This is a genomic window from Allosphingosinicella indica, assembly GCF_900177405.1.
Lineage (GTDB): Bacteria > Pseudomonadota > Alphaproteobacteria > Sphingomonadales > Sphingomonadaceae > Allosphingosinicella > Allosphingosinicella indica.
The window spans coordinates 2,331,183-2,357,326 of the sequence record NZ_LT840185.1; the positions used below are offsets into that span (position 1 = coordinate 2,331,183).

At 66.4% G+C, this 26,144-nt stretch carries 26 protein-coding genes and 1 pseudogene; 23 read left to right on the forward strand and 4 right to left on the reverse strand.

Annotated features, from left to right (window positions below):
- Positions 1-4: 4 nt before the first annotated feature.
- Entirely contained in the window at positions 5-1,981 is a 1,977-nt protein-coding gene (locus B9N75_RS11580; RefSeq protein WP_085219626.1) for an XrtA/PEP-CTERM system amidotransferase, read from the forward strand.
- Here B9N75_RS11580 and truA read toward each other — a convergent pair.
- Together truA and fmt are read right to left on the reverse strand one after the other, a co-directional pair.
- Complete coding sequence (gene truA, locus B9N75_RS11585) at positions 1,876-2,643, reverse strand: tRNA pseudouridine(38-40) synthase TruA (protein ID WP_085218933.1); 768 nt, start codon at positions 2,641-2,643, stop codon at positions 1,876-1,878. The genes B9N75_RS11580 and truA overlap by 106 nt on opposite strands.
- Entirely contained in the window at positions 2,640-3,545 is a 906-nt protein-coding gene (gene fmt, locus B9N75_RS11590; RefSeq protein ID WP_085218934.1) for a methionyl-tRNA formyltransferase, read from the reverse strand. The genes truA and fmt overlap by 4 nt, the downstream gene beginning before the upstream one ends.
- 64 nt (positions 3,546-3,609) lie before the next feature.
- On the opposite strand from fmt, the gene recR reads away from it, so the two are divergent.
- A complete protein-coding gene (recR, locus tag B9N75_RS11595; protein ID WP_085218935.1) occupies positions 3,610-4,206 on the forward strand; it encodes a recombination mediator RecR in 597 nt (198 codons plus the stop codon).
- A gap of 39 nt (positions 4,207-4,245) precedes the next feature.
- Positions 4,246-4,770: a peptide deformylase gene (gene def / locus B9N75_RS11600; RefSeq protein ID WP_085218936.1), complete on the forward strand. Its 525-nt coding sequence runs from the start codon at positions 4,246-4,248 to the stop codon at positions 4,768-4,770.
- Positions 4,771-4,899: 129 nt separating this feature from the next.
- On the opposite strand, the gene B9N75_RS11605 is transcribed toward def, so the two are convergent.
- Positions 4,900-5,280, reverse strand: a complete 381-nt coding sequence (locus tag B9N75_RS11605; protein ID WP_085218937.1) for a four-helix bundle copper-binding protein — start codon at positions 5,278-5,280, stop codon at positions 4,900-4,902.
- A 120-nt stretch (positions 5,281-5,400) separates the two neighbouring features.
- Between B9N75_RS11605 and B9N75_RS11610 the strand changes: the two genes are divergently transcribed.
- Positions 5,401-6,792: a DNA recombination protein RmuC gene (locus B9N75_RS11610; protein ID WP_085218938.1), complete on the forward strand. Its 1,392-nt coding sequence runs from the start codon at positions 5,401-5,403 to the stop codon at positions 6,790-6,792.
- 10 nt (positions 6,793-6,802) lie between these two features.
- Positions 6,803-7,231, forward strand: a complete 429-nt coding sequence (locus B9N75_RS11615) for a VOC family protein (RefSeq protein ID WP_085218939.1) — start codon at positions 6,803-6,805, stop codon at positions 7,229-7,231.
- 106 nt (positions 7,232-7,337) lie between these two features.
- Here the strand turns inward: B9N75_RS11615 and B9N75_RS11620 are convergent, their stop codons facing one another.
- Positions 7,338-8,036, reverse strand: a complete 699-nt coding sequence (locus B9N75_RS11620) for an META domain-containing protein (RefSeq protein ID WP_157123815.1) — start codon at positions 8,034-8,036, stop codon at positions 7,338-7,340.
- 173 nt (positions 8,037-8,209) lie between these two features.
- Here B9N75_RS11620 and ndhC point away from each other — a divergent pair, with 173 nt between their 5' ends.
- The 18 genes and pseudogenes from ndhC (at position 8,210) to B9N75_RS11710 (ending at position 26,142) form a co-directional block, all read left to right on the forward strand.
- On the forward strand, positions 8,210-8,587 hold the full coding sequence (ndhC, locus tag B9N75_RS11625) for an NADH-quinone oxidoreductase subunit A (RefSeq protein ID WP_085218941.1): 378 nt from the start codon (positions 8,210-8,212) through the stop codon (positions 8,585-8,587).
- Positions 8,578-9,126 (forward strand): NuoB/complex I 20 kDa subunit family protein, encoded by a 549-nt coding sequence (locus B9N75_RS11630; protein WP_085218942.1) that lies wholly within the window; start codon positions 8,578-8,580, stop codon positions 9,124-9,126. The genes ndhC and B9N75_RS11630 overlap by 10 nt, the downstream gene beginning before the upstream one ends.
- Positions 9,127-9,130: 4 nt before the next feature.
- A pseudogene (locus B9N75_RS11635) lies at positions 9,131-9,775 on the forward strand (NADH-quinone oxidoreductase subunit C); the annotation flags it as partial.
- Positions 9,776-9,807: 32 nt separating this feature from the next.
- Positions 9,808-11,025, forward strand: coding sequence for an NADH-quinone oxidoreductase subunit D (locus B9N75_RS11640; RefSeq protein ID WP_172840904.1), 1,218 nt, complete (start codon positions 9,808-9,810; stop codon positions 11,023-11,025).
- Positions 11,022-11,279, forward strand: a complete 258-nt coding sequence (locus B9N75_RS11645) for a hypothetical protein (protein WP_085218945.1) — start codon at positions 11,022-11,024, stop codon at positions 11,277-11,279. The genes B9N75_RS11640 and B9N75_RS11645 overlap by 4 nt, the downstream gene beginning before the upstream one ends.
- Positions 11,272-11,940 (forward strand): NADH-quinone oxidoreductase subunit NuoE, encoded by a 669-nt coding sequence (gene nuoE / locus B9N75_RS11650; protein ID WP_085218946.1) that lies wholly within the window; start codon positions 11,272-11,274, stop codon positions 11,938-11,940. Before B9N75_RS11645 ends, nuoE begins: the two co-directional genes overlap by 8 nt.
- Positions 11,937-13,241, forward strand: coding sequence for an NADH-quinone oxidoreductase subunit NuoF (nuoF, locus tag B9N75_RS11655; RefSeq protein WP_425292395.1), 1,305 nt, complete (start codon positions 11,937-11,939; stop codon positions 13,239-13,241). The genes nuoE and nuoF overlap by 4 nt, the downstream gene beginning before the upstream one ends.
- Positions 13,241-15,262, forward strand: a complete 2,022-nt coding sequence (gene nuoG / locus B9N75_RS11660) for an NADH-quinone oxidoreductase subunit NuoG (RefSeq protein ID WP_085218948.1) — start codon at positions 13,241-13,243, stop codon at positions 15,260-15,262. Before nuoF ends, nuoG begins: the two co-directional genes overlap by 1 nt.
- The gene (gene nuoH, locus B9N75_RS11665; protein WP_085218949.1) at positions 15,259-16,410 is read left to right on the forward strand and encodes an NADH-quinone oxidoreductase subunit NuoH; all 1,152 of its coding nucleotides are present in this window, start codon (positions 15,259-15,261) and stop codon (positions 16,408-16,410) included. Before nuoG ends, nuoH begins: the two co-directional genes overlap by 4 nt.
- Entirely contained in the window at positions 16,407-16,892 is a 486-nt protein-coding gene (nuoI, locus tag B9N75_RS11670; RefSeq protein ID WP_085218950.1) for an NADH-quinone oxidoreductase subunit NuoI, read from the forward strand. Before nuoH ends, nuoI begins: the two co-directional genes overlap by 4 nt.
- Before the next feature lie 31 nt (positions 16,893-16,923).
- Complete coding sequence (locus B9N75_RS11675; RefSeq protein ID WP_085218951.1) at positions 16,924-17,532, forward strand: NADH-quinone oxidoreductase subunit J; 609 nt, start codon at positions 16,924-16,926, stop codon at positions 17,530-17,532.
- On the forward strand, positions 17,529-17,834 hold the full coding sequence (nuoK, locus tag B9N75_RS11680) for an NADH-quinone oxidoreductase subunit NuoK (protein ID WP_085218952.1): 306 nt from the start codon (positions 17,529-17,531) through the stop codon (positions 17,832-17,834). Before B9N75_RS11675 ends, nuoK begins: the two co-directional genes overlap by 4 nt.
- 7 nt (positions 17,835-17,841) lie before the next feature.
- Entirely contained in the window at positions 17,842-19,893 is a 2,052-nt protein-coding gene (nuoL, locus tag B9N75_RS11685) for an NADH-quinone oxidoreductase subunit L (RefSeq protein WP_085218953.1), read from the forward strand.
- Positions 19,890-21,437, forward strand: a complete 1,548-nt coding sequence (locus B9N75_RS11690; protein ID WP_085218954.1) for an NADH-quinone oxidoreductase subunit M — start codon at positions 19,890-19,892, stop codon at positions 21,435-21,437. The genes nuoL and B9N75_RS11690 overlap by 4 nt, the downstream gene beginning before the upstream one ends.
- Positions 21,437-22,882 carry an NADH-quinone oxidoreductase subunit NuoN gene (gene nuoN / locus B9N75_RS11695; protein ID WP_085218955.1) on the forward strand — a complete coding sequence of 482 codons (1,446 nt, stop codon included), beginning with the start codon at positions 21,437-21,439 and terminating at the stop codon, positions 22,880-22,882. Before B9N75_RS11690 ends, nuoN begins: the two co-directional genes overlap by 1 nt.
- Before the next feature lie 25 nt (positions 22,883-22,907).
- Positions 22,908-23,594, forward strand: a complete 687-nt coding sequence (locus tag B9N75_RS11700; RefSeq protein ID WP_085218956.1) for a biotin--[acetyl-CoA-carboxylase] ligase — start codon at positions 22,908-22,910, stop codon at positions 23,592-23,594.
- 10 nt (positions 23,595-23,604) lie between these two features.
- On the forward strand, positions 23,605-24,387 hold the full coding sequence (locus tag B9N75_RS11705) for a type III pantothenate kinase (RefSeq protein ID WP_085218957.1): 783 nt from the start codon (positions 23,605-23,607) through the stop codon (positions 24,385-24,387).
- 117 nt (positions 24,388-24,504) lie between these two features.
- A complete protein-coding gene (locus B9N75_RS11710) occupies positions 24,505-26,142 on the forward strand; it encodes a ribonuclease J (RefSeq protein WP_085218958.1) in 1,638 nt (545 codons plus the stop codon).
- The last annotated feature ends 2 nt before the right edge of the window (positions 26,143-26,144 follow it).

Consider the following 26,144-nt stretch of genomic DNA (forward strand, 5'->3'; position numbering starts at 1 on the left):
TCCCATGTGCGGCATCGCAGGCATCTTCCACCCCGGCGTCCCCAAGCCCGTCAGTGCCGCCAGGGTGCGCGCGATGGCGGACGCGCTGGCGCATCGCGGCCCCGACGGCAGCGGCGTCTGGACGGCGCGAGGCGTCGGCCTCGGCCATCGCCGCCTGTCGATCATCGACATCGCGGGCGGTGTCCAGCCGATGCTCGCGCCGGACGAGCGTCAGACGATCGTCTTCAACGGCGAAATCTACAATTTCCGCGAAGTCCGCGCCGATCTGGCCGCGAAGGGCCACGTCTTCCGCACCGACAGCGACACCGAGGTCATCCTCGCCGCGTGGCGGCAATGGGGCCCGGAGTGCTTGTCGCGCTTGAATGGCATGTTCGCCGTCGCGCTCTACGATGCGGCGGAGGATGCGCTGTTTCTCGCCCGCGACCGGCTAGGAGTGAAGCCGCTCCACATCGCCGAATTGTCCGACGGTTCGCTGATCTTCGCCTCCGAACTGAAGGGGCTGCTCGCCCATCCGCTGATGCGCGGCGCGCCCGATCCGCGTGCCGTCGAGGATTTCCTCGCCTTCGGATACGTACCGGACGATTCCTGCATCGTCGCGGGGGTGCGGAAGCTCCCGGCCGGCCATTATCTGCTGGTCCGTCGCGGCCGGTCCCAGCCGCAGCCGGTGCAATGGTGGGACGTGGATTTCTCGCAGCCCGATCGCCGCCCGGCCGCCGCGCTGATCGAGGAATGTAAGGACCGGATGCGCGCCGCAGTGTCGTCGCGAATGGTCGCTGACGTTCCGGTCGGCGCCTTTCTTTCGGGCGGGGTCGACAGTTCGGCGGTCGTCGCGCTGATGGCGGGGATGAGCCGCGGGGCGGTCGAGACTTGCTCGATCGGCTTCGACGAGGCGGATCACGACGAGACCGCTTATGCCCGCATCATCGCCGAGCGGTTCGCGACGGTCCATCGCGAGCGCACCGTCGCGGCGGCCGATTTCGGGCTGATCGACACGCTGGTCGAGGCGTTCGACGAGCCTTTCGCCGACGCGTCCGCGCTTGCCACCTACCGCGTCTGCGAACTGGCGCGCGAGCGGGTGACGGTCGCTTTGTCGGGCGACGGTGCCGACGAGGCATTCGCCGGATACCGCCGCTATCGCCTGTTCATGGGAGAGGAACGGGTGCGCGGCCTGCTGCCCGGCCCGATGGCCCGCGCCGCGCGTGCGCTCGGTAATGCCTATCCCAAGCTCGACTGGGCGCCGCAATGGCTGCGCGCCAAGACAACGCTGCAGGCGCTGGGGCAGGACCGCGGCCTCGCTTATGCCGAGGCCGTGGGCGCGACACCGCCGGCGATCCGCGGCCAGATTTATCGCGACGGGTTTGGCAAATTGCTCGACGGCCATGTCGCCGAGAACCGCTATGCCGAGGCGATGGCCAAGGCGCCGGCGCGCGATGCGCTGTCACGCGCGCAATATGCCGATCTCAAGATCTGGCTTCCCGGCGACATCCTCACCAAGGTCGATCGCACCAGCATGGCGGTGAGCCTGGAGGCGCGCGAGCCACTGCTCGATCACCGCCTGATCGAATTCGCCGCGCGGGTGCCGTCGCGGCTGCGCTTGCGGCGCGGCGAGGGCAAGTGGCTGATGAAGCAGTCGCTTGCGGGGACGTTGCCCGATTCGATCCTGCATCGCCGCAAGATGGGCTTCGTCACGCCGGTCTCGGCCTGGTTCCGCGGTCCGCTTGCCGGCGAGGCGGCGGGCATCGCGCGTGGATCGGCGTTGGCCGAGCTCGGCTGGTTCGACGGCGATACGATCGCCCGGCTCGCCGCCGCACACAAATCGGGTCGATCGGATCATGGCCGGTTGCTCTGGCAGCTCTTGATGCTCGATCGTTCGCTTCAGCGGCTATTCGGGATCGGCAGGTCGTCCGGATATCGTGCCTCGACGAAGAACAGGCCGTCGGGCGGCGCATTCAACCCCAGTGCGGCGCGATCGCGCGCCTGAAGCGCGGCGCCGAGTTCGTCGGCGCTCCACTTGCCGCGGCCGACCAGTTGCAGGCAGCCGACCATCGAGCGCACCTGATGGTGGAGGAAGGAGCGCGCTTCCGCCTCGATCTCGATCAGTTCGCCCGAGCGGGTGACGCGCAGCAGATCGAGCGTCTTGACCGGGCTTTCGGCCTGGCAATGGACCGAGCGGAAGGTGGTGAAATCGTGGCGCCCGACCAGCACCTGCGCGGCGCGCTGCATCGCGTCGGCATCGAGTGGGACCGGCACGCGCCAGGCCCGCCCGGCATCGAGCGCGAGCGGCGCGCGGCGGTTGCGGATGCGATAGAGGTAGCGCCGGCCGATGCACGAGAAGCGCGCGTGCCATTCGTCTGGCACTTGGCTGGCCGCCAGCACCGCGACCGGGAGCGGACGCAGCTTCGCGTTGATGCCGTCCATCAGCCGTTCGGCCGCGATCGGCTTGGCGATTTCGACATGCGCGGTCATGGCGAGGGCGTGGACGCCGGCGTCGGTGCGGCCGGCGGCGTGGAGCACCGCCGCCTCGCCGGTGATCGCCGCAGCCGCTTCCTCGATCGCCTGCTGCACCGACGGGCCGTGCGCCTGGCGCTGCCAGCCCATGAAGGGCCGCCCGTCGAATTCCACCGTCAGGCGAAAGCGGGTCATGAAAGGCGGGCGCCGGGTGCGATCGGGAAGCCGCGGAGCAAATCGGCCGGGGGCATCGCACCACGCCCGGCGCGCTGCACAAGCACCGGCCGGATCGCGCCCGAGCCGCAGGCGATCGTAAGCTGGTCGTCCAACACCGTGCCTGCCGGACCCGACCGACCGACGATGTCGGCGGCGAGCAGCTTGATCCGCTCACCCTGCACCTCGAAAAAGCCGCCCGGCCACGGCGCGAAGGCGCGGACCTGCCGCTCGACCGCTTCGGCATCCTGTGTAAAGTCGATCCGCGCCTCGACCTTTTCGATCTTGGCGGCATAGGTGACGCCTTCAGATGGTTGCGGCTCAGGCGTGATCGTATCGAACCGTGCGAGCACTTCGACCAGCAGCGCGCCGCCGAGCCCGGCCAGCTCGCGGGTGAGATCGCCGGCATTCTTGGTGTCGATCGCGGTCTTGCGCGCCAGATACATCGGCCCGGTGTCGAGTCCGCGCTCCATGCCCATGATGGTGACGCCGGTCTCCGCATCGCCGGCAAGGATCGCGCGCTGGATCGGTGCCGCGCCGCGCCAGCGGGGGAGGAGCGAGGCGTGGACGTTGATGCAGCCGTGCGCCGGAGCATCGAGGATCGGCTGCGGCAGGATGAGGCCGTAGGCAGCGACCACCGCGACATCGAGGCCGAGATCCGCGAATGCTGCTTCCGCTTCCGCATCGCGCAGGCTGACGGGCGTGCGCACCGCGATCCCGGCCGCTTCGGCATGGGCGTGGACGGGGGAGGGACGCGGCGCCTTGCCGCGGCCGGCCGGGCGTGGCGGCTGGCTGTAGACCGCCGCGATCTCGTGCCCCGCCGCGATCAGCGCGTCGAGCGTCGGCACGGCAAATTCGGGCGTTCCCATGAAGGCGATGCGCATGGCCCGAGCCATAGATGCTCCGCGCCGCTTGGCAAGCCGGGCCCGCGCGCCATATGGCAGGCGCATGGCATCGTCCGAAATCGACGCGCTGACCCAGGCGCTGGCCCGGCTTCCCGGCCTCGGCCCGCGGTCGGCGCGGCGGGCGGTGCTGCACCTTATCAAGAAGCGCGAGGCGGTGCTGACGCCGCTGCTCCGCGCGCTGGAGCAGGTCGCGGGGCGGCTTTCGGTGTGCTCGGTGTGCGGCAATGTCGATACGCGGGATCCCTGCACCGTCTGCGCCGATCCCCGCCGCGACGCGCGGATGCTGTGCGTGGTGGAGGATGTTTCGGACCTCTGGGCGCTCGATCGCTCGCGACTGTTCCCGGGCCGCTTCCATGTGCTCGGCGGTCGGCTCTCGGCGCTGGAGGGCGTGCGGCCGGAGGATCTCACCATCGACGCGCTGTTGCGGCGCGTCGGCGAAGGCGGCATCGACGAGGTGGTGCTGGCGATGAATGCGACGCTCGAGGGGCAGACCACCGCCCATTATCTCGCCGAGCGGCTGGAGGGCTTCCCCGTCCGCATTACCCAGCTTGCGCACGGCCTGCCCGTGGGGGGCGAGCTCGATTACCTCGACGAGGGCACGCTGGCGCAGGCGCTGCGGGCGCGGCGGCCGCTTTCCTGACCGCTTGACCCTCGGGCTTGCGCGTTTTAGCGCGCCGCCATGTCGCTGCTCTCCATCATCGAAGTCCCCGACCCTATCCTCCGCGCCAGCTCCGATCCCGTCGAGCGGTTCGATTCCGATCTGGAGGGGTTGGTCAACGATATGCTCGAGACGATGTACGCGGCGCCGGGCATCGGTCTTGCCGGTGTCCAGGTCGCGGTGCCGCGCCGGTTGCTGGTGATCGACTTGCAGGATCCGGAAGAAGAGGGCGGCGAGCCGGTGAAGACACCGCAGGCCTTCATCAATCCCGAGATCCTATGGTCGTCGGACGAGCGCAGCATCTACAACGAAGGCTGCCTGTCGATCCCCGATCAATATGCCGAAGTGGAGCGCCCCGCGCGGATCCGCGCCAAGTGGCAGGACGTGAACGGCAAGAGCCACGAGAAGGAGTTCGACGGGCTGATGGCGACCTGCCTCCAGCACGAGGTCGACCATCTGAACGGCGTGCTCTTCATCGACTATCTGTCGCGGCTGAAGCGCGACATGGTGCTCAAGAAGGTCGCCAAGCTGCGCCGCGCACTTTGATCTTTTAGGACGTCGTTTCCGCCTCGGCGGCCGGTGTCGGCGTGGCGGGCGGCGGCTCGGTATCCCTGGACCAACGTGGCTTGTCGCAGGCCGCGGCCAGCAGCAACGGCAATATCACCAGCAGACGCTTCACAGCGCATCCAGCGCGGCGCGGCAATCGCGCGCGCATTCGCGGCACATCTCGGCGCAGCGGCGGCAATGATCGCGATCGTGGCGCGCGCATTCCTCGGCGCAGACGTCGCAGGCGGTGACGCAGAGCTGGAGCAACTCCTGGAGCACCAGCCCGTTCTCGCCCGTCTGCCGCGTCGCGACGCGGGTTAGGGCTGCGCAGACGTCGGCGCAGTCACTGCACAGCCGGATGCATTGCCGCATGTCCATCTCTTCGCCGCTGCAGGCATCGGCGCAGGCGTTGCAGATCGCCGCGCAATACATCACGTGCCGAACGGCTTCGGTAAGGCTTTCCGGCGGTTTGGCGGTGGGATGCTCCGCCATCATCTTCGCGATCGACATCGGCTCCTCCCGGAATGATCGCACTGCGAACGGGCGCGCGAGCCCAAGGGTTCCCTTCGGCCTTGAGTGGCGCGCGCGACCCGGCTAGGTTCGCGCTTCGTTCTTCCAGATGGGCCAGACATGGACACCGCACTCGTCATCGCCATAGCCCTTGCCTTCATTGGCGTCGGGCTGGGCTGGTTTCTCGGCAGCCGGCAGGCCGCGGCGTTACGGGCGGAGCGCGATCAGCGGCTGGAGGACTTCCGCAAGGCCATAGCCGATCTCGCGGCGGCGGAGGAGCGGGCAAAGGCGGTGCCGGCGCTGACCGGCGAGCTGGAGACACTGCGCCGCGAGCATGGCGACGCGCGGGCCGAGGTGGCGCGGCTTTCCTCCGCGCAGGCCGAGCGCGAGCGTGCGCATGCCGATCAGCTTGCCGAATTGAAAGCCGCGCGCGAAGCGCTGACGGCGCAGTTCAGCGAAATCGGCGGCAAGCTGCTTGGCGAGGCGCAGGAGAATTTCCTGAAGCGCGCCGACGCCCGCTTCCACCAGGCGGGCGAGAAGAGCGAGGCGCAACTGAAGGCGCTGCTCCAGCCGGTCGAGACGACGCTGAAGCGCTACGAGGAAGGCCTTGGCCGGGTCGAAAAGGAGCGGGTGGGGAGCTATCGCGAGCTGCGCGAGGCGGTCGAGCTGGTCCGCGCCGGCCAGACGCAGGTGCGCGACGAGACCGTGCGGCTGGTCAACGCGCTCCGCCACAGCCCCAAATCGCGCGGCCGCTGGGGCGAGCAATCGCTGCGCAACGTGCTGGAGCAGGCGGGGCTGTCTCCGCATGCCGATTTCCAGTCCGAAGTCTCGGTGGATACCGGGGACGGGCGGCTGCGGCCCGACGTGATCGTGCGGCTGCCCGGCGGCCGCAAGATCATCATCGACGCCAAATGCTCGCTCAACGCCTTTCTCGACGCCAGCGAGGCGGTCGATGAGGCTGTGCGCATAGGTCACCTCAAGGCGCACGCCGGATCGATCCGCACGCATGCGCAGCAACTCGGCGGCAAGGCCTATTGGCAGCAGTTCGGCGACGCCGCCGATTATGTCGTCATGTACATTCCCGGCGAACATTTCCTCACCGCCGCGCTGGAGCAGGACGAGGGGCTATGGGAATGGGCGTTCGAGCGGCGGGTGCTGCTCGCGACGCCGACCAATCTCGTCGCGATCGCACGTACCGTCGCCAGCGTCTGGCGGCAGGAGACGCTAGCCGAGGAAGCCGCCGAGATCGGCCGGCTCGGCAAGGAATTGCACGCGCGGCTGTGGACGATGGGCGAGCATATCCGCAAGCTCGGCCGTAACCTGAACCTCGCAACGGATGCCTACAATGCGTTTGCCGGGAGCATCGAAAGCCAGGTGCTGACCCAGGCAAAGCGGTTCGAAACGCTCGAAGTCGCCACCGGCGGCAAGGAGATCGAGCCACTGCCGGTCATCGACAGCGTGCCGCGCGCGCTCACCAAATTCGGCGACGGAACAGCCGAAGCCGCCGAATAGGAGATCATTCATGGAAACGCAGGAGCTTTATCGGGGGCGGCTGATCGACCATCTCCATCTGGTCGTCGCGGACTTGGGCGCGGCCAAGCGCTTCTACGGCGCGGTGCTCGACGTGCTGGGCGTGCCCCTTGGCGGAGAGGCGGAGGATTATTTCTGGGCGGATGAGCTGTTCGTCTCCACCGCCGACAGCGCGGCCGCGACGGGCAAACTCACCGGACGCCATCACCTGGCCTTCCAGGCCGCGAACCGCGAAATGGTCGAGGCGTTCCATAAGGCCGGCATCGCTGCAGGCGGCAGCGACAACGGCGCCCCGGGCCTTCGTCCATACCACCCTGGCTATTACGCGGCCTTCGTGCTGGACCCCGCGGGCAACAATATCGAGGCGGTCTATCACGGCGAGGCAGAACGGAGTGCGGATGCGGTGAAGATCAGCTTTTAAGGGCGGCCCTTACCGCAAACCGTCACCCCTAACTTGATCCGGCGTCCATCTTCTTGCTGACAATTGATCAGGCGGGGGGGCGGATCAAGTCAGGGGTGACGAGAGATCAATAAGCGCGCTTCAGCGTCAGCGTGGCGTTGTTGCGGGTGATAAGGAGGGTGTCGCCGCCGCGATAGGCGATCTGGGCTGGACCGCCGAGGATTTCCAGCGTCTTGCGCTCGTGGGTCATCGCTGGTTCGGCGCAGGCCATGCGCGTGGCGATGATCGGGCCGGGCTGTAGCGTGCCGCCATCGACGCTGTAGCCGCCGCCGAAGCCGTTGCAGCCGGCCTTCCCCTCGATCCGCCCATCGCGGAAGCGAAGGAAATAACGGTCGCCCGCAGGGACCGATTCCCCACCGATCGCGGTCATCGACCAGTTGGTGCCGTCGAGATTGGCAGGTTCGAGCGCGTCGCCGCCGCACCCATTCAAATTTCGGCCGTCCATCGTCACCTTCACGGTATCGGGATAGCGCCGGTCGCTCATCCCGTCGCTGCATTCGGCGTGGGTGATGTCCACCGTCAGCCGCGGCGTGACGTAGCGGTGGCCGTTAAAGCTGGTCCGCGGTTCGGGCGCGGGAATGCGGACCGCCGGCTCGCCCGCCGCCTCGTAGGTCATCGTGCCATCGGCGATGGTGACCGACCAAAAAGGCTCTGTGCCGAGCGCGCGATAGGCAGCGCCTTGGGCCGGCGGCGGCGGAGCGGGCGGCGCGTCCATCGGGGCACAAGCGGTGAGGGCGAAGAGTGCGGGGAGGACGATGCGGATCATGGCGGGACAACCGCGATGCGGCATCGCGGTTCCCGGCCTCTCCGGCGGGGTTGAAGGAGAGCGGAACAAAGCCGGATTGTTGCGAGTCATTCTCACGGCTGCAAACCTTGCTTCACCGGTGCGCCGGTCCTAGAAGCCGCCGCAAATCCGTTCCTTCGCTTGGAGATTCCTCGATGGCGTCCGTCGCCGCCGGATATCTGCCGATCCTGTTGTTCCTTGCCGTCGCGCTCGCGCTGTCGGTGGCGTTCGTGGTGCTACCGATGATCGTCGGAAGGCTCACCGGCGCGACCAACCCATATGCCGACAAGCTCAGCGAATATGAGTGCGGCTTCCCGGCGTTCGAGGACAGCCGCGCGCAGTTCGACGTGCGTTTCTATCTGGTCGCGATCCTGTTCATCATCTTCGATCTCGAAGCCGCCTTCCTCTTCCCCTGGGCGGTGTCGCTCGGCTGGATCGGCATTGCCGGCTGGGCGGCGATGATGGTGTTCCTGATCGAGCTCACACTGGGCTTCGTCTATGCGTGGAAGAAGGGGGCGCTGGAATGGGAGTGACCCTCGACCGGCTTCCCGCCGCGCCGCCGCCGGGCACCCAGCCCGACGCGGACTATTTCGCCGCGCTCCAGGCGGAGGTCGGCGACAAGGGCTTCCTCGTCACCACGACCGAGGATTTGTTCCAGTGGGCGCGCACCGGATCGCTCTGGTGGATGACCTTCGGCCTCGCCTGTTGCGCGGTAGAGATGATCCACGTCAATATGCCGCGCTACGATCTGGAGCGCTTCGGCGCGGCGCCGCGCGCGAGCCCGCGCCAGTCGGACGTAATGATCGTCGCCGGCACGCTCTGCAACAAGATGGCCCCGGCGCTGCGCCGCGTCTACGACCAGATGTCGGAGCCGCGCTACGTCATCTCGATGGGATCGTGCGCCAACGGCGGCGGCTATTATCACTACAGCTACTCGGTGGTGCGCGGCTGCGACCGGATCGTGCCGGTCGACATCTACGTCCCCGGCTGTCCGCCCACCGCGGAGGCCTTGCTCTACGGCATCATGCAGTTGCAGCGGAAGATCCGCCGCGTCGGCACGATCGAGCGCTGACGCGATGGCGAGCCCAGCACCCCTTGTCGCGCCCCGCGAAGGGCTGATCGACGCGGTCCGCGCCGCGCTCGGCGATGCGATCGTCGAGGCGGTCGAGATCGTCGGCGAGCTGTCCTTCACAGTCCAGCGCGAAGCAATCGCCGACGTCTGCCGGACGCTGCGCGACGACTTCGAATATCAGCAGCTCATGGAAATCGCCGGGGTCGACTATCCCGATCGGCCCGAACGGTTCGAGGTTGTCTATCACCTGCTTTCGGTGACGAAGAACCATCGCGTCCGCCTCCGCGTCCTCACCGACGAGGAAACGCCGGTGCCGACCGTCACGACGGTCTGGCCCGTCGCCGGCTGGCTGGAGCGCGAAGTGTTCGACATGTATGGCGTGCTCTTCGCCGGCAACCCGGATCTCCGCCGCATCCTCACCGACTATGGTTTTCGCGGTCACCCGCAGCGCAAGGATTTCCCGCTCACCGGCTATGTCGAGCTGCGTTATTCGGAAGAGCAGAAGCGGGTGGTCTACGAGCCGGTGAAGCTGGCGCAGGACTTCCGCAACTTCGACTTCCTCTCGCCGTGGGAAGGCGCCGAATATATCCTGCCTGGCGACGAGAAAGCGGTGCCCGAGGCGCCCGGCGCGCCGAGCCCGGTGAAGGCCGACGAGGTGAAGAAGTGAGCGCCACCGACGAAATCACGCTGACCGGCGCCGATCTCGCCAAGCCGGCGGCGGGCGATGTCGATATCGCCAATTACACGATCAACTTCGGCCCGCAGCACCCGGCCGCCCACGGCGTGCTGCGCCTGATCCTGGAGCTCGACGGCGAGATCATCGAGCGCGTCGATCCGCACGTCGGCCTGCTCCACCGCGGCACCGAGAAGCTCTGCGAGTATAAGACCTATCTCCAGGCGCTCCCGTACATGGACCGCCTCGATTACTGCTCGCCGATGTGCATGGAGCACAGCTACGTGCTCGCCATCGAGAAGCTGCTCGGGCTCGAGGTGCCGCTCCGCGCGCAATATCTGCGCGTCTTCTTCGCCGAGTTGACCCGCATTTCCAACCACATGCTCAACCTCGGCGCGCATGTGATGGACGTCGGCGCGATGACGCCGAACCTGTGGCTGTTCGAGCTGCGCGAGGACACGCTCAATTTTTACGAGCGGGCGTCGGGCGCGCGGATGCACGCGGCCTATTTCCGGCCCGGCGGCGTCCATCAGGACGTGCCGCTGAAGCTCTTGACCGACATCGCCGACTGGCTCGACACGCGGCTCCCGCGCCTGTTCGAGGATGCGATGAGCCTGGTGGTCGACAACCGCATCTTCAAGCAGCGCAACGTCGATATCGCCTATGTCTCGAAGGAAGACGCGCTGGCGTGGGGCTTCTCCGGACCGATGATCCGCGCCGCCGGCCTGCCCTGGGATCTGCGCAAGAGCCAGCCCTACGATGTCTACGACCGGATGAACTTCGACATCCCCGTCGGCACCAAGAGCGACTGCTACGACCGCTTTATGGTGCGCGTGGAGGAAGTGCGGCAGTCCGCACGGATCATGCGCCAGTGCCTCAACGAGATGCCCGAAGGGCCGGTCGCGAGCCTCGACCGCAAGGTGGTGCCGCCCAAGCGCGGCGAGATGAAGCAATCGATGGAAGCGCTCATCCACCACTTCAAGCTCTATACCGAGGGCTTCCACGTCCCCGCCGGCGAGGTCTATGTCGCGACCGAGAGCCCCAAGGGCGAGTTCGGCATCTATCTGGTGAGCGACGGCACCAACAAGCCGTATCGCGTCAAGATTCGGCCGACGGCGTTCAGCCACCTTCAGGCGATGGATTTCATGTGCAAGGGCCACATGCTGGCGGACGTCACCGCCATCCTCGGCGCCATCGACGTCGTCTTCGGGGAGTGCGACCGATGATCGATCGTTTCTTCGCAGTCGCGGACCGTCATCAGCGGGTGATTTCGTTTCTTGGTATCACCTGGATGGTGGTAAGCTGGGCAGCCTATTCGCGCTTCATTTCACTGCCGCAGATCGAGTTGTTGACCGGGATGCCCGCGATCATCGCATCAAGCGTGTTCAATGCGGTCTGGTGGGGATTCCTAAACCCGCGCATCGAGCAGCGGCGCAAGATGATTGCCGGCGCGCAGCCGATCGGAAACCAAGATGGCTGAAGCCAAACGCATGGGCGATACGCCGGATGTCCGCGCGCGTTGGGGCGCATTCGCTTGGACCGAGGCGAACGCGAAGCAAGCGAAGATTGTCGTCGCGCGCTATCCCGAAGGGCGGCAGCACAGCGCGATCATTCCGCTGCTCGATCTCGCGCAGCGGCAGGTCGGCGCGGAGACCGAAACGCAGGGCTGGCTGCCGATCCCGGTGATCGAATATGTCGCCGCCTATCTCACCATGCCCTATATCCGGGCCTACGAGGTCGCGACCTTCTACACGATGTTCAATCTGGCGCCGGTCGGCCGCTTCCACGTCCAGGTCTGTGGCACGACGCCGTGCATGCTGCGCGGATCGGACGACGTGCTCGACGCCTGCTACGCCAAGGGGCTGAAGAAGGGCCACACCACTCCCGACGGTCTGTTCACGCTGACCGAGGTGGAATGCCTCGGCGCCTGCGCCAATGCGCCGATGGTCCAGATCAACGACGACAATTACGAAGATTTGACCTTCGACAGCATGACCGCGGTGCTCGACGCGCTCGGCCGCGGCGAGACGCCAAGGCCCGGCCCGCAGGTCGATCGCCAAACGAGCTGCCCCGAAGGCGGCCCGACGACGCTGCCGGAGATGGTGGGCAAGAACCACGATTATCGGGGGGAATGGGCGTGACCATCACCAGCCTCACCGACAAGGACCGCATCTTCACCAACGTCTACGGCTTCCAGCCGTGGGGCCTGAAGAGCGCCCAGAAGCGCGGCGACTGGGACGCGACCAAGGATCTGATGGCGCGCGGGCAGGACGCGATCATCGAGGAGATCAAGGCGTCGGGGCTTCGCGGCCGCGGCGGCGCCGGCTTCCCGACCGGCATGAAGTGGAGCTTCATGCCCAAGGAGCCGAAGGACGGCCGCCCGAACTTCCTCGTCATCAACGCCGACGAGTCCGAACCGGGGAGCTGCAAGGACCGCGAGATCATCCGCCACGATCCGCACAAGCTGATCGAAGGTGCGCTGATCGCCGGCTATGCGATGCGCGCGCGCGCCGGCTACATCTACATCCGCGGCGAGTTCATCCGCGAGGCGGAGACGCTGTTTGCCGCCGTGCAGGAGGCCTATGATGCGGGCCTGCTCGGCAAGAATGCCGCCAAGTCGGGTTATGACTTCGATCTCTTCGTCCACCGCGGCGCCGGTGCCTACATCTGCGGCGAGGAGACCGCGATGCTGGAGAGCCTCGAGGGCAAGAAGGGCCAGCCGCGCCTGAAGCCGCCATTCCCCGCGGGTGCTGGCCTTTACGGCTGCCCGACTACGGTGAACAATGTCGAGAGCATCGCGGTGGTGCCGACCATCCTCCGCCGCGGTGCCGACTGGTTCAAGAGCTTCGGCCGCGAAAATAACGCCGGCACCAAGCTGTTCCAGATCAGCGGGCACGTGAACAAGCCGACGGTGGTCGAGGAAGCGATGTCGATCCCGTTCCGCGAGCTGATCGACAAGCATGCCGGCGGCATCCGCGGCGGCTGGGACAATCTGCTCGCCGTTATCCCCGGCGGATCTTCGGTGCCGCTGGTGCCGGCGCGCGAGATCATCGACGCGCCGATGGATTTCGATGGCCTGCGCGATCTCAAATCGGGCCTCGGCACCGCGGCGGTGATCGTGATGGACAAATCCACCGACATCGTCCGCGCGATCAGCCGCATCTCCTATTTCTACAAACATGAGAGCTGCGGCCAGTGCACGCCGTGCCGCGAGGGCACCGGCTGGATGTGGCGTGTGATGGAGCGGCTGCGCGAAGGCGACGCCGAAATTCACGAGATCGACACCTTGCTCGACGTCACCAAGCAGGTCGAAGGGCACACGATCTGCGCGCTCGGCGACGCGGCGGCCTGGCCGATCCAGGGCCTCATCCGCCACTTCCGCCCCGAGATCGAGCGCCGCATCAACGAGCGCCGCGGCGATGTTCTGGAGGCCGCTGAGTAATGCCTAAGGTCAAAGTCGACGGCGTCGAGATCGAGGTTCCGCAGGGCGCGACCGTGCTGCAGGCGTGCGAGCTTGCCGGCAAGGAGATTCCGCGTTTCTGCTATCACGAGCGGCTCGCCATCGCTGGCAATTGCCGGATGTGCCTCGTCGAGGTGAAGCCGGGGCCGCCCAAGCCGCAGGCGTCGTGCGCGCTGCCCGCGTCGGACGGGCAGGAAATCACCACCATGTCGCCGATGGTGAAGAAGGCGCGCGAGGGGGTGATGGAGTTCCTGCTCATCAACCATCCGCTCGATTGCCCGATCTGCGACCAGGGCGGCGAATGCGATCTGCAGGACCAGTCGATCGCCTACGGCCGCGGCCACTCGCGCTACGACGAGAACAAGCGCGCGGTGACCGAGAAATATATGGGTCCGGTCGTCAAGACGATCATGACCCGCTGCATCCAGTGCACCCGCTGCGTGCGCTTCGCCGAGGAAGTGGCGGGCGTCGAGGAGATCGGCGCGATCGGCCGCGGCGAGGACATGCAGATCACCTCCTATCTCGAAAAGGCGCTGACCAGCGAGCTTTCGGGCAATGTGGTCGATCTCTGCCCGGTCGGCGCGCTCGTCTCCAAGCCCTACAGCTTCGAGGCGCGGCCGTGGGAGCTGGTGAAAACGCCGGCGATCGACGTGATGGACGCGGTTGGCACCAACATCCGGCTCGATACCCGTGGCCGTGCGGTGATGCGCGCGCTGCCGCGGATAAACGATGACGTGAACGAAGAATGGGCGTCGGACAAGACGCGCCATGCGGTTGACGGGCTCGGCTTCAACCGGCTCGACCGGCCGTGGATCCGCACCGGCGGAAAGCTCCAGCCGGCGACCTGGTCCGAGGCGCTGGAAGCGGTCGCCTCCGTTGCGAAGAAGGCGGGATCGAGCGTCGCCGCGGTCGCGGGCGATCTGGTCGATGCCGAGACGATGTATTCCGCCAAGGCGCTGCTCGCGTCGCTCGGTTCCAACCTTGTCGAAGGCCGTCAGACCGGGCTCGCCTACGACGCGACCAATATCGGCGCGGTGAACTTCAATTCGACGATCGCTGGCATCGAGACGGCGGACGCGATCCTGCTGGTCGGCACCAACCCGCGCTGGGAAGCGCCGCTGGTCAACACCCGCATCCGCAAGGCCGTGCGCGCGGGCGCCAAGGTGTTCGCGATCGGGCCGGAAATCGATCTCACCTATCCGGTCGAATGGCTGGGCGACGATCTCTCGCTGCTCGCCAAGCTGCCCAAGCCGGCTGCCGATGCGCTGAAGGGCGCAGAGCGTCCGGCGGTGATCGTCGGCGGCGGAGCGCTCAAAGTGGCCGGCGCGCAGGCCGCGAGCCTGGCGCTGGTTAAGGGGCTGAAACTCGTCCGTGATGGGTGGAACGGCTACAATGTGTTGCACACCGCGGCGGCGCGCACCGGCGGGCTGATGCTCGGCTATGCGCAGCCGGGCGGCATGTCCGCGATTGCCGAGAAGGCGCCGAAGCTGCTTCTGCTGCTCGGCGCCGATGAGGCCGACCTTGCGCCCTTCGCGAAGAGCTTCAAGGTCTATATCGGCCACCATGGCGACAAGGGCGCGGCTGCTGCCGACGTGATCCTGCCCGGCGCGTCCTATGCCGAGAAGCACGGCATCTACGTCAATCTCGAAGGCCGCGTGCAATATTCCGAGAAAGCCGCCGATCCGCCGGGCGATGCCCGCGCCGACTGGTCGATCCTGCGCGCGCTCTCCGCGATGATCGGCACGCCGCTGCCGTTCGACAGCCATGCGGAGCTTCGCGCCCGCCTGTTCGCGGACGTGGCGGCCTTTGCCGAGCGCGGCCTCGTCCGTTTCGATTGGGCGCCGCCCGCGCTTGAGGCGGTGAAGATCGCGGCCGGGACGGGTGTCACCTATCCGATCCGCGATTTCTACCTGACCAACCCTGTCGCGCGCTCTTCGCCGACGTTGCAGCGTTGCTCGGCGGAAATCCTCCACGCCGACGCGTTCGAGGAGGCCGCCGAATGACCGAGTGGTTCCAGAGCACCTGGATGGGCTATGGCTTCGGCTGGTTCGTCGCGACGCTGATCCTGATCCTGATGATCGCGCTGCCGCTGATGCTGGCGGTCGCCATGATTATCTATGCCGATCGCAAGATTTGGGCGGCAATGGCGCTCCGCCGCGGCCCCAATGTGGTCGGCCCGTTCGGACTGCTGCAGAGCTTCGCCGACGGGTTGAAGGTCTTCCTCAAGGAGACGATCATCCCGTCCGCCGCCAACCGGGGCCTGTTCATCCTCGCGCCGATCATCACCTTCACGGTCGCGCTGATCGCCTGGGCGGTGATCCCGTTCGGGCCGAACATGGCGCTCGCCGACATCAACGTCGGGCTGCTCTACATCCTCGCCGCCTCGTCGCTCGGCGTCTATGGCGTCATCATCGCGGGCTGGGCGTCCAATTCGAAATATCCCTTCTTCTCAGCGCTCCGCGCCGCCGCGCAGATGGTGAGCTACGAGGTGTCGATCGGCTTCGTGCTGATCGGCGTGGTGCTGTGGGCGGGGACGTTCAACCTGCAGGGCATCATCTACGCGCAGCAGAGCCACGTCTTCTTCCTGAACGGCTTCGGCTTCAATCCCTTGCTTTTCCCGCTCGCGGTGATCTTCCTCATCTCGGCGATGGCGGAGACGGCGCGCGCTCCGTTCGATCTCACCGAAGCGGAGTCCGAGCTCGTCGCCGGTTATCAGACCGAATATTCGTCGATGAGCTTCGCGCTCTTCTGGCTCGGCGAATATGGCAACGTGCTGCTGATGTGCGCGCTCAACGCCGTGCTGTTCTGGGGCGGGTGGCTGCCGCCGATCGACTGGGCACCGCTCTATCTCGTCCCCGGCATCATCTGGCTGTTCGCCAAGATTTTCCTGTTCTTCTTCATCTTCTCGTGGGTAAAGGCGACGGTGCCGCGGTTCCGCTACGATCAGCTCATGCGGCTGGGCTGGAAGGTCTTCCTGCCGATCTCGCTGATCTGGGTGTTCCTGGTCTCGGGCTGGCTGATGCTGACCCGTGAAAGCTGCCCGACTGGCCCCGCGACGGGCACCGTGGCGGCATCCAACCTGCACCCGAGCTGCACCACCCGCAGCACCAATTTCGAGGCCGACGCACGACGGGCCGGAGACGCTTCATGAGCATCGCTCATTACATCAAGACGTTCACGCTCTGGGAGTTCGTGAAGGCGCATGCGCTGACGCTGCGCTACTTCTTCAAGCCCAAGGCGACGATCAACTATCCGTACGAGAAGAACCCCATCTCGCCCCGCTTCCGCGGCGAGCATGCGCTGCGCCGTTATCCGAACGGCGAGGAGCGCTGCATCGCGTGCAAGCTGTGCGAGGCGGTGTGCCCGGCGCTTGCCATCACCATCGAGTCCGAACCGCGCGAGGACGGCAGCCGCCGCACGACGCGCTACGACATCGACATGACCAAGTGCATCTACTGCGGTTTCTGCCAAGAAGCCTGCCCGGTCGATGCGATCGTCGAGGGGCCGAACTTCGAATTCTCGACCGAAACGCGCGAGGAGCTGATCTACGACAAGGCCAAGCTTCTAGACAACGGCGACCGCTGGGAGCGCGCGATCGCCGCGAACCTTGCGACCGACGCACCCTACCGTTAAGCGCCACGCCAACAGGGGCCCCGCCAGTCACGTGATTCAAGCCGTCGCCTTCTATCTGTTCGCCACGATCGTCGTGCTGTCGGGCGCGCTGACGATCGCTGCGCGCAACCCCGTGCATAGCGTGCTGTGGCTGATCCTGGCCTTCTTCAACGCCGCCGGGCTGATGTTGATCGTCGGCGCCGAATTCATCGCGATGCTGCTGGTGATCGTCTATGTCGGCGCGGTCGCGGTGCTGTTCCTGTTCGTGGTGATGATGCTCGACGTCGATTTTGCCGAGCTGCGCGCCGGTTTCGCGCGCTACTGGCCGTTTGGAACGGCGCTCGCGTTGGTGTTCCTCGCGGAGCTGGTGCTGGCGCTCGGTGCGTGGAGCGCGGGCGGTGTCCAGATCGCGCCGACAGCTCCGGTCGATCCCAACATGTCCAACATCCAGTCGCTCGGGATCCTGCTCTACACGCGCTATCTGTTCGTGTTCGAGGCCGCGGGCCTGATCCTGCTGGTCGCGATGGTCGGCGCGATCGTGCTGACCCACCGCACGCGGCGCGACAGCCGCCCGCAGAACATCGGCCAGCAGGTCCGCCGCCGCCCGCAGGATGCGGTGCGCAACATCGACCAGCCGGTGGGCGAGGGGGTGACGCTGTGATCGGTCTCGCCCATTATCTCACCGTCAGCGCGATCCTCTTCGTGCTCGGCGTTTTCGGCATCTTCCTCAACCGGAAGAACATCATCGTCATCCTGATGGCGATCGAACTGATCCTGCTCGCGGTGAACATCAACTTCGTCGCCTTCTCCGCCTTCCACGGCGACATGGTGGGGCAGGTGTTCGCGATGTTCGTGCTGACCGTGGCAGCGGGCGAGGCGGCGATCGGGCTCGCGATCCTCGTCATCTATTTCCGCGGCCGCGGCACGATCGCGGTCGACGACATCAATCAGATGAAGGGCTGACGCGGCCGTGATCAAGCTCATCGTCTTCCTGCCCTTGCTGGGCGCGATCATCGCCGGGCTCGGCAATCGCGCGATCGGCAACACCGTCGCCAAGGCGGTGACGACCGGGCTTCTGTTCGTCTCCTGCGCTTTGTCGTGGCCGATCTTTCTCGGTTTCATGGCCGGCGGGCAGACCGCCTTCGTCGAGCCCGTGCTGACCTTCATCCGATCGGGCGACATGGCGGTCGACTGGGCGCTGCGCGTCGATGCGCTGACCGCGGTGATGCTGGTGGTGGTGACCACCGTCTCGGCGCTCGTCCACCTCTACAGCTGGGGCTATATGGCGGAGGACGACAGCCAGCCGCGCTTCTTCGCCTATCTCTCGCTCTTCACCTTCGCGATGCTGATGCTGGTGACGGCGGACAATCTCGTCCAGATGTTCTTCGGTTGGGAAGGCGTCGGCCTCGCCTCCTATCTGCTCATCGGCTTCTGGTACAAGAAGCCCTCGGCCAATGCGGCGGCAATCAAGGCGTTCGTCGTCAACCGCGTCGGCGATTTCGGCTTCAGCCTCGGCATCTTCGGCACCTTCCTGGTGTTCGGCACCGTTTCGATCCCGGCAATCCTCGAGGCGGCGCCCAGCATGGCGGGCTCGACGATCGGCTTCCTCGGCAACCGCATCGATACGATGACCTTGCTCTGCATCCTGCTGTTCATCGGCGCGATGGGCAAATCGGCGCAGCTCGGCCTCCACACCTGGCTGCCGGACGCGATGGAGGGGCCGACGCCGGTCTCCGCGCTGATCCATGCCGCGACGATGGTGACGGCGGGCGTGTTCATGGTCTGCCGCCTCTCGCCGATGTTCGAGACGAGCGACACGGCGCTTGCGATCGTCACCTTCGTCGGCGCAGCGACGGCGCTGTTCGCTGCGACGGTCGGGCTGGTGCAGAACGATATCAAGCGGGTGATCGCTTATTCGACCTGCTCGCAGCTCGGCTACATGTTCGTGGCGGCGGGGGTCGGCGCCTATGGCGCGGCGATGTTCCACCTGTTCACCCACGCCTTCTTCAAGGCGCTGCTGTTCCTCGGCGCGGGCAGCGTGATCCACGCGATGCACCACGAGCAGGACATGCGTTTCTACGGCGCACTCCGTAAGGAGATTCCGTTCACCTTCTGGATGATGACGATCGGCACGCTCGCGATCACCGGCGTGGGCATCTACGGCGTGTTCGGCTTCGCGGGCTTCTATTCCAAGGATGCGATCATCGAGGCCGCATTCGCCAGCTCCAGCCCGGTGGGCGGCTTCGCCTTCGCGATCACGGTCTTCGCGGCGCTGCTGACCAGCTTCTATTCGTGGCGGCTCGTCTTCCTTACATTCTTCGGCAAGGCGCGTTGGGCTGGCTCGGAGCATATCCAGCATGCCGTCCACGGCGATCATCACGACCATCCGTCCGACGAACATGCGGGCGACGATCCGCACGCGCACGACGCCGCCGCGCATCAGGTGAAGACCGGCACCGCCGGCTATCACCCGCATGAAAGCCCGCTGACGATGCTGGTGCCGCTCGGCACGCTCGCCGTCGGCGCGGTGCTCGCCGGCTTCGTCTTCCACGGCATCTTCATCGATGCGGAAGAGGGCGCCGCCTTCTGGCAGGGCAGCGTCGCCTTCGACACGCACCTGATGCACGCGATGCACGAGGTGCCGATGTGGGTGAAGCTGTCGGCGACGGCGGCGATGCTGCTCGGCCTGTTCATCGCCTGGGCGATGTACATCCGCAGCAAGGATGCGCCCTCGCGGCTCGCCGCGCAGTTCGACCAGCTCTACCGCTTCCTGCTCAACAAATGGTATTTCGACGAGCTTTACGGCTTCCTATTCGTGCGCCCGGCGATGGCGCTCGGCCGCATCTTCTGGACGCGCGGTGACGAGGGGACGATCGACCGGTTCGGCCCCAATGGCATCGCCGCGCTCGCCACCGGCGGCAACCGTCTGCTCGGCCGGTTCCAGACCGGATATCTCTATACCTATGCGCTGGTGATGCTCTTGGGCCTCGCCGCCGCCGCGACCTGGGCGATGACGCGATGAACGCGCTCGGATTTCCGATCCTCAGCATCATGCTGCTGGTGCCGACCGTGGCTGCGGTCGCCTGCCTGTTCCTGGGCGCGAACGGCGCGCGCTGGACGGCGCTGATCGCGACGCTGGCCAATCTCGCGCTCGGTATCCTGCTCTGGGCCTCCTACGACATCGGCGGGGCGCAGTGGCAGTTCGTCGAGTATAACGACCGGCTGTTCGGCGTCTTCAACTGGGCGCTGGGTATCGACGGCATCGCGCTGATGCTCACCATGCTCTCGGTCTTCCTGATGCCGATCTGCATCGGCGCGAGCTGGACGGCGATCGACAAGCGCGTGCCCGAATATATGGCGGCGTTCCTGGTCATCGAGACGCTGATGCTGGGCGTGTTCTTCGCGCAGGACATCTTCCTGTTCTACATCATGTTCGAAGCCGGCCTCATCCCGATGTATCTCATCATCGGCATCTGGGGCGGCGCGAACCGGATCTACGCCAGCTACAAATTCTTCCTCTACACCCTGCTCGGATCGGTGCTGATGCTGGTCGCGATGCTGTGGATGGTGCAGCAATCGGCCACCACCAGCATCCCGGTGCTGCTGGAGTATGATTTCCCGCCCGAAGCGCAGACATGGCTGTGGCTGGCCTTCTTCGCCTCCTTCGCGGTGAAGCTGCCGATGTGGCCGGTCCATACCTGGCTTCCCGACGCGCACGTCCAGGCGCCGACTGCTGGCTCGGTGATCCTGGCGGGCGTGCTGTTGAAGCTCGGCGGTTATGGCTTCGTCCGCTTCTCGCTGCCGATGTTCCCGGAGGCCTCGGCGCAGATGTTCTGGCTGGTGATGGGTCTCAGTCTCGTCGCCATCGTCTACACTTCGCTCGTCGCGCTGGTGCAGAAGGACATGAAGAAGCTGATCGCTTATTCGTCCGTCGCGCACATGGCGTTCGTCACCATCGGTCTCTTCGCCTTCAATCGGCAGGGTATCGAAGGTGCGCTGGTGGTGATGCTCAGCCACGGCCTCGTCTCGGGCGCCTTGTTCCTCTGCGTCGGCGTGATCTACGACCGTCTCCATACCCGCGAGATCGATCGCTACGGCGGGCTTTCCGACAACATGCCGGCCTACGCGCTGCTGTTCCTGCTGTTCACGATGGCGTCGATCGGCTTGCCGGGCACGTCGGGCTTCGTCGGCGAGTTCCTGGCGCTGGTTGGCGCGTACGAGGCGTCCAGCCTCGTTGCGGTCATCGCGACTACCGGCATCATCCTCGGCGCCTGCTACATGCTCTATCTTTATCGCCGCATCGCCTATGGCGCGCTCGACAAGCCCGATGTCGCGGCGATGCCCGATCTCAACAAGCGCGAGATGGCGATCCTCGCGCCGATCGCCGCGGCCGTCCTTTGGATGGGCGTCTATCCCGAAAGCTTCCTCGCGCCTATGCGCGCCGACGTCGGCGTGCTGGTCGAGCGGATCGCGCGCGCCAAGCCTGCGGGTGACGGCCAGGCGACCCCCGGAACCGGCGTTCCCGCCGGCGCCGAACACCGCACCGCCGGCGAAGGGGCGCATTGATGACCATCTGGGAAATCTTCGCCCGCATCGCGCCGGAGCTGATCCTCGCCGTCGGCGCGACCGATCTGCTGCTGCTCGCCGCCTTCCGCCAGACGCCGGGCGCCTATCGCTTCATCTGCTGGTCTTCGGTCGCGCTGCTCGCGCTCGCGGCGCTGTCGCTGCTCGGCCCGGCCGGCAATGGCGGCGCACTGTTCGACGGCCAGTATCAGGCCGATCCGTTCGCCGCCTTCGCCAAGGTGCTGATCTTCCTCGCCTCCGCGGTCGCGATCATCGCGGCGCCCGGCTTCTTCTCGCGCCAGGGCGATCACCGCGGCGAATATCCGGTACTGATCCTGCTCTCCGCGATCGGCATGAGCGTCATGGTTTCGGCCAGCGACCTCCTGACGCTCTACATCGGGCTCGAGCTGCAGAGCCTCGCCGCTTATGTGCTTGCGTCCTTCCAGCGCCGCGACGTGCGCTCGGCCGAGGCAGGGCTCAAATATTTCGTGCTCGGCGCGCTTGCCAGCGGCATCCTGCTCTACGGCATCTCGCTGCTCTACGGCTTTACCGGGACGACACTGTTCTCCGGCATCTCCGAAGCGGTTGCGGCGGACGGGGTTTCGACCGGCGAGCTGTTCGGGCTGGTGTTCGTCCTCGCCGGACTCGCCTTCAAGGTCTCGGCGGTGCCCTTCCACATGTGGACGCCCGACGTCTACGAAGGCGCGCCGACGCCGGTCACCGCCTTCTTCGCCTCGGCACCGAAGGTGGCTGCGATGGCGCTGCTCGTGCGCGTGACGATCGACGCGCTTGGCCCGGCGACCGATGCCTGGCGGCAGATCATCATCTTCATGGCGCTCGCCTCCACCATTCTCGGCGGCGTCGCGGCGATCGGTCAGCAGAATATCAAGCGGCTGCTGGCCTATTCATCGATCAACAACATCGGTTTCGCGCTCATCGGCCTCGCCGCCGGGACCCGCGCGGGCGTTGCCGCGGTGCTGTTCTACATGGCGATCTACGTGGTGATGACGCTCGGCACCTTCCTGATCGTGCTGCGCATGCGCGATGCCGAGGGGCGGCCGGTGGAGACGATCGCGTCGCTCTCCGGCCTGTCGCGCAGCCGCCCGGCGCTTGCGGCGGCGATGATGCTGTTCATGTTCTCGATCGCCGGCATCCCGCCGTTGATGGGTTTCTGGCCGAAATTCTACGTGTTCAACGCGGCGGTCGAGGCGAACCTGACCTGGCTCGCGGCGGTCGGCATCGCCACCTCGGTGATCGGCGCCTTCTATTATCTCAAGATCATCAAGACGATGTATTTCGACGATCCGGCGCCGGCCTATGGCCCGACGCATGCGCCGGCCGAGACGATGGTGATCGGTGCCGCAGCGCTGTTCGTGTCGCCGCTCGGCCTGTTCGCGCTGCCTGCGCTCGGCACCGCCTCGCTGATCGCCGCGAGCGCCTTGCTCTGAGCCACATCGGCCCCGGGCCAAGCGCATGATCCGTGTCGTTGTCGAAACCGCATCGACCAACGACGATGTGCTGGCCGATGCGCGCGATGGTGCGCCGGAAGGACTATGGCTTCGCGCCGACCGGCAGACCGCTGGGCGGGGACGGCAGGGAAGGGCGTGGCAATCCCCGCCGGGCAATCTCTACGCCAGCACGCTTGTCCGCCTGCAAGCCGGTGATCCGGCCGCCGCGACGCTTGCGCTGGTCGCCGCCGTCGCGTTGCAGGATGTGACGGCACGCCTTGCACCCGCCGCCGTGATCCGGATCAAGTGGCCCAACGACCTGCTCGCCGATGGCGCCAAGCTCGCCGGCATCCTGCTGGAACGGGAGGGCGATGCGGTGGTGATCGGCTTCGGCGTCAATCTCGCGCATCACCCGGACGACATTGATCGCTGTGCGATAAACTTGGCGGTGCTCGGGGCATCCTGCACGCCCGGTATGGCGGTAGAGTTACTGGCCGAGTGTTTCGCCCGCTGGCTCGCGCGGTGGCGGAACGAGGGCCTTGCTCCGATCCGCACCGCCTGGCTCGCCGCCGCACACCCCATCGGCACCGCGCTCTCCACAGCCGAAGGCGATGGCCTGTTCGACGGCCTCGAAGCCGACGGCGCGCTCAGGCTTTGCTTGGCCGACGGCAGCGTCCGTGTCATGCACGCCGGCGACGTCTTCCTCATCTGAAAGCCCGCTCATGCTGCTCGCGATCGATGCCGGAAACACCAATGTCGTGTTCGCGCTGCTGGACGGCGGGGTAATTCGTGCACGCTGGCGGATCGCGACCGATGCGCGGCGCACGGCGGACGAATATGCGGTGTGGCTGCACCAGCTCCTCGCGCTGGAGGGGCTGGATCGTAGCGCGATCGATGCGGTGATCGTCGGCACGGTGGTGCCGCGCGCGCTCCACAATCTCCAGGTGCTGGCCAACAAATATTTCGGCGTCGACGCGCTGATCGCCGGCCGTCCGCCGATTGAATGGCCAATCGAGCTCGACGTCGCGGAGCCCGGTACGGTCGGCGCGGACCGGGTGCTCAACAGCATGGCGGCGCATGCGGCGCACCCGGGCGATCTCATCGTCATCGATTTCGGCACCGCGACCACCTTCGACGTCGTCGATTATTCGGGCGCTTACAAAGGCGGCGTGATCGCGCCGGGGATCAACCTCTCGCTCGACGCGCTGGTCGCCGCTGCGGCGCGGCTGCCGCGGATCGCCATCGAGGCGCCGGACGGCGATATGTCGGTGATCGGCCGCACCACCGAGGCGCAGATGCATATCGGCATCTTCTGGGGCTATGTCTCGATGATGGAAGGCATCACGAAGCGGATGAAGGCCGAGATTGGCCGGCCCACCAAGGTGATCTCGACAGGCGGTCTCGCCATCTTGTTCGACAAGCACACCGGCATCTTCGACGCGGTGGAGCCGGATCTCACCGTCCAGGGTCTGGCCTTGCTCTATGGGGGTCGATCCGCCACTTAGACGCGACGTCGCCATTGTTGGTAAAGCGCCGCGATCCCGGCACACGCAGGGCTGGATTGCTTCGTCGCTCCGCTCCTCGCAATGACGAATTTGGCGCGCCCCGAACGAAAGAAACGAATGAAACCCGGCAAAGAACTTCTCTTCCTCGCGCTCGGCGGATCGGGCGAGATCGGCATGAACGTCAACCTCTACGGCTGCGACGGCAAGTGGCTGATGGTCGACCTAGGGATGACCTTCGCCGATCCCGCCTATCCCGGCGTAGAGATCGTGTTGCCGGACCTGGGCTTCATCGAGGAGCGGCGCAAGGACCTCACCGCCATCGTCCTCACCCACGGGCATGAGGATCATATCGGGGCGATCCCCTACCTCGCCGCCGATCTCGGCGTGCCGCTCTATGCCACTCGCTTCACCGCCGGGCTGATCGCCGAGAAATTGCAGGAGGAAGGGCTGACCGGCCAGGTCGATCTGCGCGTCGTCGGCACCGTCGCGGCCGAGGCGATCGGACCGTTCGGCGTCACCTGGGTGCCGCTCGCACACTCGATCGCCGAGGCGAACGCGCTGCTGATCGAGACGCCGCACGGCAATGTTTTCCACACCGGCGACTGGAAGATCGATGCCGCGCCGCAGATCGGCCAACCGGCGAGCGACGAGGAGCTTCGCGCCATCGGCGACAAGGGCATCGCGGCGATGGTCTGCGATTCGACCAATGTGTTCAACGAGAAGGCGTCCGGCTCCGAAGCGACCGTGCGCGGCGGGATCGAGGAGAGCGTGGCGGCGGCGAAGGGCAGGGTGGTCGTCACCACCTTCGCATCGAACGCTGCACGGCTGCACACCCTGGGCCGCGTTGCGACCGTGACGGGACGCAAGCTTTGCGTGGCAGGGCGCTCGCTCGATCGTATCCTGCGCGTCGCCCGGACGGCTGGCTATCTGCAGGATTTTCCCGAGACGGTGGATTTCGACACCGCGATGCGGCTGCCGCGGCGCGAGGTTCTGATCGTCGCGACAGGCGGGCAGGGCGAGCAGCGCGCGGCGCTCGCGCGGATGGCGTTCGACAGCCATCCGATCAAGCTGGAGAAGGGCGATACGGTGATCTTCTCGTCGCGCCAGATACCCGGCAACGAGCTGGCGATCGGGCGGATCATGAACGCGCTCGCGCGGCTCGACGTCATCACCGTCACCGAGCGGCAGGCGCATGTCCATGTCTCGGGACATCCGGCACGGCCAGAGCTCGCCGCTCTGTATCACCGCATCCGCCCGCAGTTGCTGATCCCGGTCCATGGCGAGGCGCGGCACCTGCACGAACATGCGCGCTTCGCAGTCGAGGAAGGCATTCCGCAGGCCTTCGTCCAGGAGAATGGCGATCTGGTCCGCATTGCGCCGGACGGCCCCAAGAAGCTGGGCGAGCAGCGCGTCGGCCGCCTCGTGCTCGACGGCGACGTGATCCTGCCCGCCGACGGGACGACGATGAACGAGCGGCGCAAGGCCTCGGTCAACGGCAGTATCGCCGTCGCAGTGGCGCTGGACAAAGGCCGCCGCGTCGTCGGCGATGTCGAAGTCGCGTTGTCAGGCTTGCCGGTCGAGGAGGATCGCGAGGATTTTCTGGCGGATGCCCGCGCCGCCGCGAAGGATGCTGCCAACGGCGGGCCTGCCGACGAGGCGAAGCTGCGCGAAGCGATCCGGCTCGCGGTCCGCCGGCGCGCGACCGACTGGACCGGCAAGAAGCCGCTTGTCGATGTGCTTTTGATCCGGGTGTGACG

Bases quoted from the DNA above. Each gene is read 5' to 3' on its own strand.
- fmt (WP_085218934.1), bottom strand. From the start codon at position 3,545: ATGCGCATCGCCTTCATGGGAACGCCCGAATTTGCCGTGCCGACGCTC.
- B9N75_RS11580 (WP_085219626.1), top strand. From the start codon at position 5: ATGTGCGGCATCGCAGGCATCTTCCACCCCGGCGTCCCCAAGCCCGTC.
- nuoI (WP_085218950.1), top strand. From the start codon at position 16,407: ATGAGCATCGCTCATTACATCAAGACGTTCACGCTCTGGGAGTTCGTG.
- nuoE (WP_085218946.1), top strand. From the start codon at position 11,272: ATGGCTGAAGCCAAACGCATGGGCGATACGCCGGATGTCCGCGCGCGT.
- def (WP_085218936.1), top strand. From the start codon at position 4,246: ATGTCGCTGCTCTCCATCATCGAAGTCCCCGACCCTATCCTCCGCGCC.
- B9N75_RS11610 (WP_085218938.1), top strand. From the start codon at position 5,401: ATGGACACCGCACTCGTCATCGCCATAGCCCTTGCCTTCATTGGCGTC.
- ndhC (WP_085218941.1), top strand. From the start codon at position 8,210: ATGGCGTCCGTCGCCGCCGGATATCTGCCGATCCTGTTGTTCCTTGCC.
- B9N75_RS11705 (WP_085218957.1), top strand. From the start codon at position 23,605: ATGCTGCTCGCGATCGATGCCGGAAACACCAATGTCGTGTTCGCGCTG.
- B9N75_RS11645 (WP_085218945.1), top strand. From the start codon at position 11,022: ATGATCGATCGTTTCTTCGCAGTCGCGGACCGTCATCAGCGGGTGATT.
- B9N75_RS11710 (WP_085218958.1), top strand. From the start codon at position 24,505: ATGAAACCCGGCAAAGAACTTCTCTTCCTCGCGCTCGGCGGATCGGGC.
- nuoG (WP_085218948.1), top strand. From the start codon at position 13,241: ATGCCTAAGGTCAAAGTCGACGGCGTCGAGATCGAGGTTCCGCAGGGC.
- B9N75_RS11700 (WP_085218956.1), top strand. From the start codon at position 22,908: ATGATCCGTGTCGTTGTCGAAACCGCATCGACCAACGACGATGTGCTG.
- nuoH (WP_085218949.1), top strand. From the start codon at position 15,259: ATGACCGAGTGGTTCCAGAGCACCTGGATGGGCTATGGCTTCGGCTGG.
- nuoN (WP_085218955.1), top strand. From the start codon at position 21,437: ATGACCATCTGGGAAATCTTCGCCCGCATCGCGCCGGAGCTGATCCTC.
- truA (WP_085218933.1), bottom strand. From the start codon at position 2,643: ATGACCCGCTTTCGCCTGACGGTGGAATTCGACGGGCGGCCCTTCATG.
- B9N75_RS11620 (WP_157123815.1), bottom strand. From the start codon at position 8,036: ATGATCCGCATCGTCCTCCCCGCACTCTTCGCCCTCACCGCTTGTGCC.
- B9N75_RS11630 (WP_085218942.1), top strand. From the start codon at position 8,578: ATGGGAGTGACCCTCGACCGGCTTCCCGCCGCGCCGCCGCCGGGCACC.
- B9N75_RS11615 (WP_085218939.1), top strand. From the start codon at position 6,803: ATGGAAACGCAGGAGCTTTATCGGGGGCGGCTGATCGACCATCTCCAT.
- B9N75_RS11690 (WP_085218954.1), top strand. From the start codon at position 19,890: ATGAACGCGCTCGGATTTCCGATCCTCAGCATCATGCTGCTGGTGCCG.
- recR (WP_085218935.1), top strand. From the start codon at position 3,610: ATGGCATCGTCCGAAATCGACGCGCTGACCCAGGCGCTGGCCCGGCTT.
- B9N75_RS11605 (WP_085218937.1), bottom strand. From the start codon at position 5,280: ATGTCGATCGCGAAGATGATGGCGGAGCATCCCACCGCCAAACCGCCG.